The sequence below is a fragment of the Nocardia sp. Tas62D01 genome (assembly GCF_055232035.1).
In genome coordinates, this window is sequence record NZ_JBUYUZ010000001.1 from 4291033 (window position 1) to 4305130 (window position 14098).

Here is a 14098-nt window from a genome sequence, read left to right on the forward strand (position 1 = left end):
CCGGTATCCACTCGGATACGGGGCCAGCGTCGTTACGGGGTCAGCGCTAGTCGGCGTCCGGCTCCGGCCAGTTCAGCAACGTCTCGATGTACAGCTGCCGGACCGCTTCCACCTTGTCGTCCATATCGTCGGGATCCCAGCCGCTCACGTCGATGGGCGCGAGGATCGCCACATCCACGGTCCCCTTGCGCGCGATCATCGAATTGCGCCACGAGATTTCGCCCGCATTGCGAATCACCACCGGAATCACCGGCACACCCGCCTGCAGCGCGATATGGAATGCGCCCTTCTTGAACGGGAGCGGGCTCGGCGTGTAGGAACGGTGCCCCTCGGGCGCGATCGCAATGGATAGACCACCGCGCAGGGTTTCCACCACCGGCGCGAGCGCCGCCTTCGCCCGCTCGGTGTTGGAGCGATCGATGAATGTCACGCCGACAAACCGCATCAGCGGCCCGAAGATCGGATTGCGGGTGAGTTCCTTCTTGCCGATCCCGGTGACGCCGCCACCCAGCACATTGGGCACGATGATGACGTCGAATTGGCTCTGGTGATTGAAGAGGAACACGGCGGGCCGTGGTGCGTGCGCATTCTTCGCGCCCGATACCCGCAGTCGCACTCCGATAGCCCGGAGGGTGCCGCGCGTTCCATAGGCCATCAGCCCGTCGGCCATCTTACGACGCTGCCTGGTGTAGGACTTCGCCATTATGCCGAGGAGCGCACCGCCGAGCAGGGCGACGAATCCGGCGATCGTGCGGGCGTAGTCGCTCGGGCGGGGCGCCCGCCGCGGCCTGAAGGCCAGCGTCGGCCAATCCTGTTCGGCGGCAGTCGCACCCAGCCGTCGATCGGGATTCACCGTCACCGGGTGGCCGATCAGTGACAGCAGTGGCAGGTCCGCGATGGCGTCGGCGTAGGCGTAGCTGCGGCTGAGGTCCGCGCCGTTGGCGGCGGCGAAATTGCGAACCGCATCGGCTTTGCCGTCGCGCCACAGCGTTTTTCCGTCGACATATCCGGTGAGCACGCCGTCGATGGTCGCCATCACGGTGTACAGAACGTGCTTGATGCCGAGTTCGGCGGCGGCAGGCACTACCTGGAATCGGGTCAGCGAGCTGGCAAGCACGATGGTGTGACCGGCGGCTTCATGGGTTCGGATGAGTTGCCACGCTTCGGGATACAGGTGTCCGTAGATGGTGCGGCGGAACAGCTGCTCGCCCAGCGCGTCCAGCTCGGCTTCCGACCGATTGGCCAGGGAGTGCATGGACAGCTGCACGAACCGGCCGTATTCACCGTCGGTGAGGCCGTTGCGGATACCGCCGAGCAGCGTGGCCGCCGCGGTCCGCGAGGCGCCAGGACGGAAGAGGCGCTTCAGCAATGACGGTCGGGCGAACCCGTCGACGACGGTGCCACCGAAGTCGAAGAATACGGCGATCTCGGGTCCCTGCGGCCCCGATCGGATCGCCGCGATGGCCGACTCGAGGTCCGCCGGAATCGCGGCGCTGCGTGGCACATCGATATCCTCGGCGGCGTGCCGCGTACCCATCACGGCTCCCGCCGGAGCCGGTTCGACGGATCCAGTAGGGCGGCCTTCGAGATCCGGTGGCCGATGGTGCGCAGTCGCTCGGCGAATTCGATTCGGCGCGCGGTCAATTCGGCCCTGCGTTTGGCCGAATCATGCCCGACCGGTGCCAGCAGTCCGTAATTGTCCGCGAGTTTCAGAGCGCTGGTGAACAGTTCGGTGGACACCGATTCCGGGCTGTGCAGCCGCTGCTGCAACATCATCTGCTTGCCGACCCGGACACATTCGTCGATGAATTCCTTTCGGTCGATCTCTTCGGCCGGATTGTGGGCGGCCAACCGTTCGGCCACCACCAACTGTGCGTCGAAGAACGAGCGCAGCGTGCGGTGCGCCATCATGAATCCGGAGGCGGTGAGCGTCGCGAGCACGTCTTCGCCGAAGGTGTCCTCCCTGGTGTGGCTGTGCCAATCCGGGTCGAGCAGTAGCATTTCCGCCGTCAGTTGTGCCGCGAACTCGGCGCGTTCAGGAAAGAAGAAGTCGAACTTCAGCAGATCGCGCAGCCGGAATGCCTCATCCCAGCCCGCCTCCAGTTGGTCCGGCGCTTCCGTGTCGATGGAGGCTAGGATTGACAATTCGAGGATCGCGCGGTTGATGAACCAATGCACGGCGCTGTTGCGATAGAAGGCGGCCTCCAGGTGCGCGCCCGCCTCGATCGAGTAAACCGGCTCCAGCCCACCGCGATACACGGTGACCACCTTGGCCAGCGACAACTGTTCCAGCACCACTGCAAGGCCTTGGTCGTCGCGCAGTGCGTCGAGCTCGCCACGCGGCAGATCGCGCTTCTCGATGTAGTTCAACACCGGCGCGAGCACGGCACGCACCTCGCCGAGCGTCAGCGCGCGTTCGTGCACGCCGAGCAGCGCGAGGGTGGCCAGCGCGTTGACCGTGATCGGAGTGACCGCGTTGATGCCGACGGCGACCTCGAACGCGAGTCGTTGCACGGCCTTTCGTCCGAGTTCGGCGGCGTCGTCCTCGGCGGAGGCGGTACTCGGTGTGTCCGTCGTCGAGTCGGTGCTGTGGAGTGGGATGGACAGCGGTGGCGTGGTGAGCGGATCGCCATGTGCCGCAAGCCGTTCGCGCGCGGACAGCGGCTCGCCGAAGCGCACATAGACGTGTCCGGCCGAATGCTGTTGGCTGCGAATATAACGCGCCAGCCAGGCCAGGCCCTCGGGCTTCTTCCGGCCGCCCACCTGTTCGGTGGCGATGGCGCCGAGCTCGTTGAGCCGCTCGTATGTGATCGACACGGGAACCAGCATGACGTCGTCGATGCGATTCGTACGGACCGCGGCGGCAAGGTAATTCAGCAGACCGTAGCGCGGTGGCCGCAGCTTACCGGTGCGGGTGCGGCCGCCCTCGAAGTACCACTCCAGGTTGAATCGCTTGGCCAACAGGTAGGCGAAGTACTCTTCGACCGCCGCTTTGTAGACCTCGTCGTCGCCGAAGCTGCGCCGGATGAAGACGGTGCCGGTGCGCCGGGCGATCGGGCCCATCGGCCAGAAGCTCAGGTTCGCGCCGCCGATCACATGGTTCGGCGGAAAATCGTTGCGGGCCAGCACGTCACCGAGCACGAAGGCATCGACGTAGGAGCGGTGCGACGGCAGGAAGACCAGCGGATAGCGCCGGTTGAGCGCCCGCAGCGCGGCCAGCCCCGACTCCTTGGTCTCCACCTTCCAGGTCGAGGCATGCACGGGCCGCATGGCCTGCGTGAACAGGTCGGAGACCAGCCTGCTCTGCGCGGCGACCAGTTCCCGCAGCGCCTTCTCCGCCCGCCGGTACACCTCATGCTGGTTGGCGCCGATCTGGTCGGCGATGAGGTCGAGTCGCTGCAGGAATTCAGGCGAGTCGAGGATCTCCTCGGCCACCAGCCGCGGCACCTTGTACCGATCGCCGATCACATTGCGCTCGGCGCGTCCCAGCACCACCAGTGCGGCGCGCACGATGGCGCGGGCGAACGGCTCGGAGGCGCCCGTGTCGAGCAGCGCGGCGGCCTCGGGGTTATTGGCACGCAGCTCGCTGAGCAGCGCGGGCTGCCCGGTCACCACCACGTGCCGGTCCGGTGATTTGCCGATGAGCCTGCGCTGGGCCAGCCGGTGCGGCTTGCGGGGGTTGCTCAGCAATGCCAGGTCGGCGAAGGTGACTCGCCGGACCCCGTCGCGTTCGGGTGGCAGCCACAGCACACGTACCGGGACGACCAACGGGTCGTCGTGCCGGCCGACCAGCCGGGTGGCGATTGCGTCCGCATCCAGGTCCAGCTGGGTGACCGGTGCGTCGACGCCGAACTCCTTGGCGATGCCACCGTCGTTCAGCCAGGCGCCGACGAGTTCGCGTTCCACGCCGGAACCCGCATCGACGAGGGCCACCACCGATCCGGGCATTGTTGCTCTGTGAGCTGGCGCGGGTGAGTCCCCGCGGTGATCGATCATGGCCTGATCCCTCCGCAACTGACGATCTCCCTATTGAAGCCCGCCCGCGGATTCCGCGCAGGAACTCCGGCGCGCGAGTTGTCGCGCCCGACTATCCGGCCGTCCAAGTGCGAGGCTATCGACGCCTACGCCCATTAGGCTGCGCGCATGGATTGGGCGTTGCGCGCGTGCGGCTGGCACGGTCATTACACCTACGCGCCGGACGAAGACGAACTGCGGGATCGGCTGCGGGTCGAGACCGTCGCCGGGGCGGCATGGCGTTGTCTGCGTTGTGGCACTTTCGTACCGGGCGATCCGGTCGGCTCGGGGCCTGCCGATCATGCGCCAGAGGTGCCACGCGGCCGGCTGCTACGGGACCGCTGGCTGATGCGCGCGTTGGCGATCGAGCGGGTGGCGCGCGCTCTGGTGCTGATCTTGGGCGCGGTGGTCGTCTTCAAATTCCGTTCCTCGCGCGAGACGATGCGGGCGGCGTTCGACAAGGATCTGCCGATGCTGCGACCGTTCACCGATCAGATCGGCTGGGATATCGATCGCTCCAAGCTCGTGCATCTGGCCGGTGAGGCGTTCGATCTGTCGGCTACGACCCTGATGTGGATCGGCATCGGCATCCTCGCCTATGCGGGTCTGCAGGTGATCGAGGCGGTCGGGCTGTGGCTGGTCAAGCGCTGGGGTGAGTACTTCGCGGTCGTCGCGACCAGCATCTTCCTGCCGTTGGAGATCTATGAGCTGACCGAGAAGATCACCGTGTTGCGCGTCGGCGCACTGGTAATCAACATCGCGGCTGTGATCTGGCTGGTCTACAGCAAGCGGCTGTTCGGACTGCGCGGGGGTGGCGCGGCGTATCACGCCGAGCACAGTGCGGAGAGCCTGCTGAGCGTCGAGCGTTCGGCAATCGCGCTGCCCGACAAGTGACCCGGTGGCGGGCCGGTTGCTGTGGTTGTCGGCACAGTTCCGGTCAGTCAGGTAATTCCGGTGCGGTGCTGACGGTTTCCCCGACCTGCGTCATAGAGGCGACCCTCGTCCTGCGAGCGGTCTACCAGAACACCGAGGGCGCGTGGCTGTGTGCGGGCGCGAGCATCGTCGGCATGGCGCGAGGCGGGGCTCTGTGGAACCGTCCAGTTCGCACTAGACTCGTAGGTATGAGTCGTTGGGACACCTCGAACATCCCCGATCAGAGCGGCCGGACGTTCATCGTGACCGGCGCGAACAGCGGCCTCGGCGCGGTGACCGCGCGGGCGCTGGCCGGGGCGGGGGCACAGGTCGTGCTGGCCTGCCGCAATGTGGCCAAGGGCGAGAAGGTGGCCGCCGAGCTCGGGGAGCGGGCGCAGGTGCGCAAGCTCGATCTCGCGGACCTGGCCTCGGTGCGTGAGTTCGCCGATACGGTGGACAAGGTTGACGTGCTGATCAACAACGCCGGTGTGATGGCACTGCCGGAATCGCGGACCGCCGACGGCTTCGAAATGCAGGTCGGCACAAACCATCTCGGCCACTTCGCGCTGACCGGCCTACTGCTCGGCAAGATTTCGGACCGGGTTGTGACGGTGTCCAGCGGCGCGCACGCGATGGGGAAGATCGATCTGGACGACCTCAACTGGGAGCATCGGAAATATCAGCGGTGGGCCGCCTACGGTCAGGCGAAGCTGGCCAACCTGATGTTCGCCTACGAGCTGCAGCGCAGGCTGACCTCGGCGGGTTCGCCGAAGATCTCGGTCGCCGCGCACCCCGGCTACGCCTCGACCGATCTGCAGTCGCACACCGAGTCCATCCAGGACACGATCATGGCGCTTGGCAACCGGCTGCTCGCGCAGAGTGCCGAAATGGGAGCGCTGCCAGAGCTTTTCGCGGCGACGGCCCAGGTGGACCCGGGCGCGTACTATGGGCCGACCAGCTGGCGCGGGCTGCGCGGCCATCCGGGACCGTCCGGTTCGAGCAAACAGTCACGCGACGAGGCGACCGCCCGCAGCCTGTGGGAGCTGTCGGAGAAGTTGACCGGCGTCAGCTACGACTTCGCGAGCTGAGTGCGGTCTCACTCAGTCGAGGATGTGCAGGTCGTAGAAGAACTGGTAGCGGTTCGGATTGTCGGGCAGCAACCAGTGGAAGCCCTCCAGCCCGAACACCGCCACCAGGTTGACGGCGAGCACGATGCCGAGGAACCACAGCGCCATCCGTCCGATGATCCGCTGCGGTTTCGCGGGAATGGTCATGGCGGCCGTCCGGTGTGAAAACGACAGCACGACACCGATAGTCGCGATCGCGGCGACGAAGAGGATCCACGCCCAGACGTACTGATGCAGGCCGAGCATCGGATCTCCATAGCTGGGATCGCCGGGCAGGATGTGCAGCACGGTCTGCCGCCAGGAGGCGAATCCGCCTGCGACACAACCGACTATGGCAAGCCCCCAGCCGGTCGTGTAGTCGTGGGGTTCGATCATCCCGTTCATCCCCTCGCGCACGATGAAGGCCGCGCCCAATGCCGCAAGCGCCATGAACATGCGCGCCACGATGCACAGCGGGCACGGGTACTCCCAGGCGCCGAATTGGAAGGCGAGTCCACCGCAGATCACGCCGGTCCAGCCGACCACGAAGATAACGGCGAGCCAGTACTGGATCTGCCCCAACAGCGCGCTTTTTCGGGCGGTCGCTATCTCGATGATCGCCATCAGTAGGTTAGTCCGAGTCCGAGACTGCTGGTGATGTGATGCGCCAGCAGCAGGATCGTCGCGATCAGCAGCACCCACCACGCGCCGAGCACCACGCGCCGGGAACGTTGCTGGAACAGGGCGACCATGGCCGCCAGCAAACCGCCGAAGATGAGCGTGTCCATGGTGCCGCACGGTACTCTTTAAGCTTGTTTACCTGCGTGAACACCGCGTAGGACACGCCGCGCAACGTACTGTTCGATGTGGTTCGGCAACGGTTCAGCGATGCGGCCGGGATGGTGCACAACCACTGTGCGAGCCCGCGATGATTCGGCCGACCGACGGCTATGGTCCCGCTCCCACCCTCGGGAGCGAAACCATAGCCGTTATGCGGATTCGGGCGCGAGTTCCACATCGGTTGCCGCAACGGGTTCTGTCGAGCACGCGGGCCGGATCAGCGCCAGGGTCAGCACACCGCCGAGTAGGCCGACAACGCCGGAGCCGGCGAGGGCACCCTGAACACCGGCAACCGCCGCCCCGTGCACCGCATCCTGGAGCGCGGACCGTGCCTCCGCGGGAGCGTTGGCCAGCAGCAGCGACGAGCGCCCACCCGCCACCGCCCGCGCCGCCGCGGCCGCATCCGGCACCGCGTGAGCAGTGAGCACATCCTGTGCTCGAGCGGTGAATACGCTGCCGAGCGCCGCGATTCCGAACGCCATCGAGGACGCAGATCACGCGCTGCTGGAGCTATTGGCCCGAGACGGGCGCACCAGCTACGCCGTGCTGGCCAGGGCGACCGGCATGAGCCGCGGCCGCGTCATCCGCCGTATCGCCGCACTGCAAGCGGGCGGGGTCCTCTACTTCGATCTCGATATGGCCCCTGCCGTGATGGGTTCGGGCCTCGCGGCGTTCCTGTGGCTCAATGTCGGTCCGGCTCAGCTGGATTCGGTCGGTCGGGCCTTGGTCGACCATGACGAGACGACCTATACGGCGGCGGTCACCGGTCCGTTCAACCTGTTCGCGGTGGTGTTCTGCGACAGCGCCGACCATCTGTACCGCTATATGGCGACGAAGATGGCCGCACTCGACGGCGTCCACAGCTTCGAACTCTCGCCCGTACTGCGGCGACTCGAGCAGGCCGCGGCGCTCACCGTCGGCGACCGGCTGGCCCAGCCGACCCCGGCGCCAGCTCGCCGCCGCCGTTGAGCTGTGAGTGACCCGAGTCACATTCAACCGTTGTCACACCCCGATGCGCTGCGCCGTCCTCTTTGTGAACCCAACAGATAGGAAGGTCACATCATGGACGCTCGGATCAACCTCTACGGCAACCCCGTCGCCGCCAGCTTCACCAAGCGACTCATCATGGCGGGCAAGGTAATCAGCGATTCGGCGCTGCCCGCCGCGACCTACGAGCTGGTCAAGATTCGGGCCAGCCAGATCAACGGCTGCGGCTATTGCACCGACATGCACACCAAGGACGCGGCGCACGCCGGAGAAACCTCGGTGCGGCTCAATCTCGTCGCCGCCTGGCACGAGTCCACCGTCTTCACCGAGGCGGAACGGGCCGCGCTGGCGCTGACCGAGGAGGCCACCCGCATCGGTGACGGCCGCAGTGTCAGCGACGAGGTCTGGGACCAGGTGCGCAAGCACTACGACGAGGACCAGGTCGCCGCGCTCATCGCCGCCATCGCGATGATCAACGCCTGGAACCGCATGAACGTCATCGCCCGCACCCCGGCAGGCAGCTACGAGCCCGGCCAGTGGGGATAAGCCGGTCACTGGAGATAACGGTCACTGGGGACAACTAAAAGTGACCCCCCAACCCGACTACCACGGAGCGAGTCCTACGAGCGACCGTTCGCGGCCGTCTCGCGTCCGAGTGGCCGAAGCGCATGCGACGCAGTCGCGAGTCTCGGCCGCTCGGACGCGAGACCTCAGGGCCGCGAACACGCAGCGCCCGCGCTGCAATCCAACACAGCCTGGTACTGTTCCCGACGTGCAGCGCGTGTATTTCTGGTTTAGCAAGCCGGCCCCGGATGGGTCGGTCTGCGGCAACCTGCTGCGCTGACCAACCTCCACCCCGAGCCGGATGAAGACCGGCTCGACGGGTTTCAGTCCGTGGGTCGGCCTGATGAAAAGGAACCCACACGATGACTACCGCAGCCGACGTCGATGCGCGGCATTCCGATCTCGATGATCAACGCACCCTCAGTGTGAGCCCATTGCGCTCACCGGCCGAGGTGCGCCGCGTGCACCCCATTACCGATGCGCTCGGTGATACCGTCCGCGCAGGCCGCAAGGGCACCGTCGATGTGCTCAACGGCGACGACGACCGCCTGATGGTGATCGTCGGACCGTGTTCGGTGCACGATCCCGCTGCCGCGCTGGACTACGCACGCCGCCTGGCCGCCAAGGCCGCCGAGCTCGACGACCGGCTACACGTGGTGATGCGCGTGTACTTCGAAAAGCCGCGCACCACCCTCGGCTGGAAGGGGCTGATCAACGATCCGCACCTGGACGGCTCCTTCGACGTCAACACCGGCCTCGGCTTCGGCCGCAAGCTGCTAGTCGACATCACCGCCCTCGGCCTGCCGGTGGCGTGCGAATTCCTCGACCCGATCACCCCGCAGTACATCGCGGACCTGGTGTCCTACGGCGCCATCGGTGCGCGCACCGCGGCCAGCCAGGTGCATCGCCAGCTGAGCAGTGCGCTGTCCATGCCGGTCGGCATCAAGAACGGCACAGACGGTGACGTGCAGGTGGCGGTCGACGGTGTGCGTGCCGCCGCCGCGAGCCACGTGTTCCCCGGCACCGACCTGGACGGTCGGGCGGCGCTGATTCGCACCTCCGGCAATCCCGACTGCCACGTGATCCTGCGCGGTGGTAGCACCGGCCCCAACTACGACGCGACCTCGGTCGCCGAGGCCTGCATACGGCTGGAGAAGGCGTCGCTGCCGCAGCGGCTCGTGGTGGACGCCAGCCACGGCAACAGCAACAAGGACCACAACAAGCAGGTCGACGTGGTCACCGATATCGCTGGTCGATTGGGCGCCGGTGAGCCCGGCGTCGTCGGCGTGATGCTGGAGAGCTTCCTCGTCGAGGGTCGCCAGGACCTGACCCTCGGTCACGCCGATGAGCTCACCTACGGTCAGTCCATTACCGACGCCTGCCTCGACTGGGAGACCACCGCTCGCCAGCTCGACCGGCTGGCCGGCGCGGTCGCGCAGCGTCGAAACCTCTGACACCACAAGGATTTTCGGTCAGTATCGGTATTACCGCCCGTCACCCCGGCGCAAGCCGGGGCTGAGGGTGGATCCCGGCCGGGCTCAGACTCCGGGCGGCCAGCCATCCGCGGGTCCAGTGGGGTCGGTGGACAAGCGGGCGCCCAGCCGGCGCTGCTCCATTCGAGCATGGTGTCATGTGGGCGGCGACCGGTTCATCGGGATTTCGAATGGCGGACCCGAGGGAGGCGTGGTAAAGACACCCTCCGCGAGACCGTAGAATCGGACCGATGGTTGCCGCTCTTCTCGCCGACTTGTTCGAATCGCATCGGGCACACCTGCTTTCCGTCGCATACCGGTTGACAGGCAGCGTCGGCGATGCCGAGGATGCGGTGCAGGAGAGTTGGCTGCGGCTGGCGGGGGCACGCCAGTCCGGGATCGAGGATCTGCGCGCCTGGCTGACCACCGTGGTGAGTCGAATCTGCTTGGACCGCTTGCGCAGTGCCGCGGTGCGCCGGGAAAGCTACGTGGGGCAATGGTTGCCGGAGCCGGTGGTGACCGCCATCATGCCGTCCAGTACGCCGGATCCCCTGGATGTGGTGGTCCGCAAACAGGAATACCGCTTCGCCGCAATGGTCGTGCTGGATTCCCTGACGCCGGCGCAGCGCGTTGCTTTCGTTCTGCACGACGGCCTTTCGGTGCCGTTCGACGAGATCGCCGACATTCTCGACATCTCGGCCGATGCGGCCAGGCAACTGGCCGTCCGCGCCAGAAAGGCCGTGGCGCATACGCCGGAGCCGGTGGCCGATACCGAGCACGAAGCCGCCGTGCGGCGCCTGCTGGTGGCATTGAGTTCCGGCGATGTCGCTGCGGTAACCGCTGCACTGCACCCGGATTCGGTGATGATCGGCGATGCGAACGGCACCACCCCCACCGCGATCAATGTGATCGGCGGCGCGGACCGGATCGCCCGGTTCTCCCTCGGCCTCGTGCACAGGTACGGGCTCGACGGGTCCATCGATAAACCGGCATTGGAACTCGAATTCGCCGTGGTCAACGGCCAACTGGGCCTCGTGCTGACCCAGGCCGAGCCTGATGATGTGCTCAGCGGGCATCGCAAGCGGGTCATGGGCTTCGCGGTGCGCGACGGATTGGTATGGGGCGCTTACGATGTGGCCAATCCCGATAAGTTGTCGGGCCTCCACCTCGGGTGAACGACGCCGGGCCGGGCCCTCATCGTCCGGCCGGGCGTCGCCCTGTCACAACGGGATGGTCCAGCCGTAGAACGAGTTGCCGGTCGATGACCCGAGGGCCGCCGTTGCCGACCGACGATCCGGGGCCCTGGTCCCCGGTCGAGGAACCATAGGACTATCTGGCGATCAGATCGTGTGCGATGTCGCGGAGGAAACCGAGTACCGATCCGGCGACCTCCGACGCGGCCGGCTGCAGTACAAGGTCGAGGTACGAGGCCATAATCGCCCCTTCAAGCTGCGTCGGCGAGATGTGAGGTAGAACATGGTGAGGCTGGCCGCCGTTGGGATAACGCAAAACAATGCAGGTAGAAGTCTAAATTTAAGCGAAACATAGCCTTTCGCTATCTAATCGCAACAATAGCGATCGCTGGGTTACTCTCCGTTTATGCTCTCGCGACCTGCCACCGTTGCCCGCCTGCGCCCCTTTGCCTCGACGATTTTCGCCGAGATGACCGAGCTCGCCGTCCGCCACAATGCGGTCAACCTCGGCCAGGGCTTTCCCGACACCGATGGCCCGGCAGGCATGCTCGAGGTCGCCCGGCGCGCCATTGCCGACGGCCTGAACCAGTACCCGCCCGGGCGCGGCATGCCGGTGCTGCGCCGCGCCGTCGCCGACGACCGGGCCCGCCGCTACGGCACCCAGTACGACCCCGACACCCAGGTGCTGGTCACGGTCGGTGCGACGGAGGCGATCAGCGCCGCCATGCTCGGCCTGGTGGAGCCCGGCCGGGAGGTCGTGCTGATCGAGCCCTATTACGACTCCTATGCGGCCTCGGTCGCACTGGCGGGTGCGCGTCGGCGCACGGCCCGCCTCGTCGCCGACGGTGACGGCTTCGTCCTCGACCTGGACAGTCTGCGCGCTGCGATCACCCCCGCGACCCGGATGCTAGTGGTGAACTCGCCGCACAACCCGACCGGAACCATCCTGGACCGCGCCGATCTGACGGCGATCGCCGAAATAGCCTGCGAGCACGACCTGTTGGTGCTCACCGACGAGGTGTACGAGCATCTCGTCTACGACGGCGCCGAGCACATCAGCCTCGCCACGCTGCCGGGCATGGCCGAGCGCACGGTCGTGGTATCCAGTGCAGCAAAGACTTTCAGCGTCACAGGCTGGAAGACCGGCTGGGCATGCGGCCCGGCGAACCTCATCGATGGCGTGCTCGCCGCCAAGCAGTTCATGACCTTCGTGGCGGGCGGGCCGTTCCAGCCTGCCGTCGCGCACGCCTTGAACAATGAGCTCGGCTGGGTGGCAGGGCTGCGAGACACCCTGTCGGAGAAGCGTCTTCGGCTCTCCGCGGCACTGGCCGAGACCGGTTTCGCGGTGAAAGCGAGCGCGGGCGGCTACTTCGTCTGCGCGGACATCACTCCGATGGGAGCGTCCGACGGGCTCGCCTTCTGCAGGCAACTGCCCGAACGCATCGGCGTCGCAGCCGTCCCGGTCAGTGTCTTCGCCGACGACACCGAGGCGTGGAAACGGCTGGTGCGCTTTACCTTCTGCAAGCGGGACGAAATCCTGGACGAAGGCGTGCGTCGCCTACGGGCGGGCGAGCGGGTGAGCTGACGCGTGGCGAACCGGGAGGTCAGGCGGACTCTTCGTCCCGATATGTGTCGATCTGTGTCGCCATAATGTCCAGTCCGGCGGCCATGAATCCGCTCCCTTCCGAGTGCACCCTGCTGGAAGGGGGCGCTGTGAGCTCGGTGACACCCTGGTTACCGGCGCGTCTCATAGAGTCCACGGGATGGCCGCACCTGCCGCCGTTACGGCCGACTATGCATGGATCGACGAGGACCACTTCGAGCCCTACTGCCTCGCATTCGTGCGTGGACTCACCCCCCTGGAGTCGTCCGTTCGTCCAGATCTCCGGCAGGGTTACCGGTACTGCGGTGCGGACACCATCGCCTACCTGAAGCGTAAGCGAGTCGATCCTGCAGTGGCCTGATGGACGACAAGGTGGAGGTGATCCCGTTCGGCGTCACGGTCTATGGGTGAGCTCGACGTTGCCGATCCGCGGTGCCGCGCGGTTCGGGGTCTTCCTTCTTGATGCGAAGACAGGCGGCGGAGGAGTTGGTGCAGCGGCATCGCGAGTTCGGCAGCCAGGGCACTCATGACCTGTAGCATGGTGCCGCTGTCGAGCTCGTGAGCGATGAGAATCTCATCGAGAACCATGGCGCTGAACACTTGCTTGCGGGTCAGCACCCTTTCGGGCAGCCAGGTCAACCTCCACCGTTCTCCGCGGGTTCCGCCATTTACCCTGGCCGCGAACTCAGCGGAGTGCGGGTTGGTAATTGTGAGCTGTGTGACATGCAGAGCGTTGATGTGCTCGATGATCAGGTCGCCAACGGGGCCGCCCGACCACGTCGCAAGTTCTGGCGCGTGCTCGCCCGTCGTTGCGCCAGCACGGATGCGGGTCTGCGCTGATGCACGGGCGGGGACTTGGGTGATTTCTTGGGATATGACGGCTTCTTTGGACATGACCATGTCGAGACTCCTTGAATTGCCCTGTGGACCTTCAGAATCGTCTCGCCGCATGCCTTTTGTCGTCGGTGCTGGCCTCCATCAGGCATCCCGCCACCCCGACTGTGCGTGTACCTGCTAGCTGCAACTCGGCCCGGGTCGCTTCCCGATCCGCGCCCCTGGTCCCGGCGGTAGTCGCTAGGTCGCAGCTCTGCGAGCTGCGGTTTTCCGCCCTGCCCCGTCCCATCGGGGGTCCTCGATGTCTGCTACAAAATAATCGCAGGCTCAGTCCGGCACTTCGCGGCCCGAACTCGTCGACGCAGATCACCCGGCCATCGGTAGGCGGATCGACGTGGAGATCCAGGACCCGCTCGCCCGCACGGCGTGAGGTGAGCTGGTAGGCCGTGCCGAAGGCGACTGTGCAGGCAGTGCCGAGCTGGCCATCGACCTGGGTTGCCCATGACGACATCGAGCCCCAGTCCTTGGACGAGATGGTGGGTGCGCTGCGAGCCGGTGAAGCCGGTCCGTCTG

At 66.2% G+C, this 14098-nt stretch carries 13 protein-coding genes and 1 pseudogene; 7 read left to right on the top strand and 7 right to left on the bottom strand.

Translation table 11 applies throughout. From position 1 onward, the window contains the following. Window positions 1–46: 46 nt before the first annotated feature. On the bottom strand, window positions 47–1537 hold the full coding sequence (locus ACV7NQ_RS20525; protein WP_463361141.1) for an HAD-IB family hydrolase: 1491 nt from the start codon (window positions 1535–1537) through the stop codon (window positions 47–49). Continuing rightward, window positions 1537–3948 (bottom strand): glycerol-3-phosphate 1-O-acyltransferase, encoded by a 2412-nt coding sequence (locus ACV7NQ_RS20530; protein WP_463361142.1) that lies wholly within the window; start codon window positions 3946–3948, stop codon window positions 1537–1539. The genes ACV7NQ_RS20525 and ACV7NQ_RS20530 overlap by 1 nt, the downstream gene beginning before the upstream one ends. 195 nt (window positions 3949–4143) lie before the next feature. Here ACV7NQ_RS20530 and ACV7NQ_RS20535 point away from each other — a divergent pair, with 195 nt between their 5' ends. After that, window positions 4144–4908, top strand: a complete 765-nt coding sequence (locus ACV7NQ_RS20535) for a DUF2127 domain-containing protein (protein WP_463361143.1) — start codon at window positions 4144–4146, stop codon at window positions 4906–4908. Window positions 4909–5135: 227 nt separating this feature from the next. Continuing rightward, window positions 5136–6014, top strand: coding sequence for an oxidoreductase (locus tag ACV7NQ_RS20540; protein WP_463361144.1), 879 nt, complete (start codon window positions 5136–5138; stop codon window positions 6012–6014). A 12-nt stretch (window positions 6015–6026) separates the two neighbouring features. On the opposite strand, the gene ACV7NQ_RS20545 is transcribed toward ACV7NQ_RS20540, so the two are convergent. The 3 genes from ACV7NQ_RS20545 to ACV7NQ_RS20555 form a co-directional block, all read right to left on the bottom strand. Next, window positions 6027–6656: a disulfide bond formation protein B gene (locus tag ACV7NQ_RS20545; RefSeq protein WP_463361145.1), complete on the bottom strand. Its 630-nt coding sequence runs from the start codon at window positions 6654–6656 to the stop codon at window positions 6027–6029. Further along, window positions 6656–6820 (bottom strand): DUF5993 family protein, encoded by a 165-nt coding sequence (locus ACV7NQ_RS20550; RefSeq protein WP_463361146.1) that lies wholly within the window; start codon window positions 6818–6820, stop codon window positions 6656–6658. Before ACV7NQ_RS20550 ends, ACV7NQ_RS20545 begins: the two co-directional genes overlap by 1 nt. A 201-nt stretch (window positions 6821–7021) precedes the next feature. Then, the gene (locus ACV7NQ_RS20555) at window positions 7022–7300 is read right to left on the bottom strand and encodes a hypothetical protein (RefSeq protein ID WP_463361147.1); all 279 of its coding nucleotides are present in this window, start codon (window positions 7298–7300) and stop codon (window positions 7022–7024) included. Between the two features lie 16 nt (window positions 7301–7316). Between ACV7NQ_RS20555 and ACV7NQ_RS20560 the strand changes: the two genes are divergently transcribed. From ACV7NQ_RS20560 to ACV7NQ_RS20580, 5 genes are all read left to right on the top strand, one after another. Further along, the gene (locus ACV7NQ_RS20560) at window positions 7317–7841 is read left to right on the top strand and encodes an Lrp/AsnC family transcriptional regulator (RefSeq protein ID WP_463361148.1); all 525 of its coding nucleotides are present in this window, start codon (window positions 7317–7319) and stop codon (window positions 7839–7841) included. 93 nt (window positions 7842–7934) lie between these two features. Further along, window positions 7935–8405: a carboxymuconolactone decarboxylase family protein gene (locus ACV7NQ_RS20565; protein WP_463361149.1), complete on the top strand. Its 471-nt coding sequence runs from the start codon at window positions 7935–7937 to the stop codon at window positions 8403–8405. A gap of 380 nt (window positions 8406–8785) precedes the next feature. After that, window positions 8786–9877 carry a 3-deoxy-7-phosphoheptulonate synthase gene (locus ACV7NQ_RS20570; protein ID WP_463361150.1) on the top strand — a complete coding sequence of 364 codons (1092 nt, stop codon included), beginning with the start codon at window positions 8786–8788 and terminating at the stop codon, window positions 9875–9877. A 269-nt stretch (window positions 9878–10146) separates the two neighbouring features. After that, on the top strand, window positions 10147–11070 hold the full coding sequence (locus ACV7NQ_RS20575; protein WP_463361151.1) for a sigma-70 family RNA polymerase sigma factor: 924 nt from the start codon (window positions 10147–10149) through the stop codon (window positions 11068–11070). Window positions 11071–11494: 424 nt separating this feature from the next. Then, window positions 11495–12673 (top strand): pyridoxal phosphate-dependent aminotransferase, encoded by a 1179-nt coding sequence (locus ACV7NQ_RS20580; RefSeq protein WP_463361152.1) that lies wholly within the window; start codon window positions 11495–11497, stop codon window positions 12671–12673. 339 nt (window positions 12674–13012) lie between these two features. Here ACV7NQ_RS20580 and ACV7NQ_RS20585 read toward each other — a convergent pair whose 3' ends face one another. Further along, window positions 13013–13591 (bottom strand): hypothetical protein, encoded by a 579-nt coding sequence (locus ACV7NQ_RS20585; RefSeq protein WP_463361153.1) that lies wholly within the window; start codon window positions 13589–13591, stop codon window positions 13013–13015. Window positions 13592–13937: 346 nt separating this feature from the next. Further along, window positions 13938–14094 (bottom strand): annotated as a pseudogene (locus tag ACV7NQ_RS20590) (enolase); the annotation flags it as partial. Between the last annotated feature and the right edge of the window lie 4 nt (window positions 14095–14098).

Bases quoted from the DNA above. Each gene is read 5' to 3' on its own strand.
- ACV7NQ_RS20565 (WP_463361149.1), top strand. From the start codon at position 7,935: ATGGACGCTCGGATCAACCTCTACGGCAACCCCGTCGCCGCCAGCTTC.
- ACV7NQ_RS20550 (WP_463361146.1), bottom strand. From the start codon at position 6,820: ATGGACACGCTCATCTTCGGCGGTTTGCTGGCGGCCATGGTCGCCCTG.
- ACV7NQ_RS20530 (WP_463361142.1), bottom strand. From the start codon at position 3,948: ATGCCCGGATCGGTGGTGGCCCTCGTCGATGCGGGTTCCGGCGTGGAA.
- ACV7NQ_RS20570 (WP_463361150.1), top strand. From the start codon at position 8,786: ATGACTACCGCAGCCGACGTCGATGCGCGGCATTCCGATCTCGATGAT.
- ACV7NQ_RS20580 (WP_463361152.1), top strand. From the start codon at position 11,495: ATGCTCTCGCGACCTGCCACCGTTGCCCGCCTGCGCCCCTTTGCCTCG.
- ACV7NQ_RS20535 (WP_463361143.1), top strand. From the start codon at position 4,144: ATGGATTGGGCGTTGCGCGCGTGCGGCTGGCACGGTCATTACACCTAC.
- ACV7NQ_RS20545 (WP_463361145.1), bottom strand. From the start codon at position 6,656: ATGGCGATCATCGAGATAGCGACCGCCCGAAAAAGCGCGCTGTTGGGG.
- ACV7NQ_RS20575 (WP_463361151.1), top strand. From the start codon at position 10,147: ATGGTTGCCGCTCTTCTCGCCGACTTGTTCGAATCGCATCGGGCACAC.
- ACV7NQ_RS20540 (WP_463361144.1), top strand. From the start codon at position 5,136: ATGAGTCGTTGGGACACCTCGAACATCCCCGATCAGAGCGGCCGGACG.
- ACV7NQ_RS20585 (WP_463361153.1), bottom strand. From the start codon at position 13,591: ATGGTCATGTCCAAAGAAGCCGTCATATCCCAAGAAATCACCCAAGTC.
- ACV7NQ_RS20525 (WP_463361141.1), bottom strand. From the start codon at position 1,537: ATGGGTACGCGGCACGCCGCCGAGGATATCGATGTGCCACGCAGCGCC.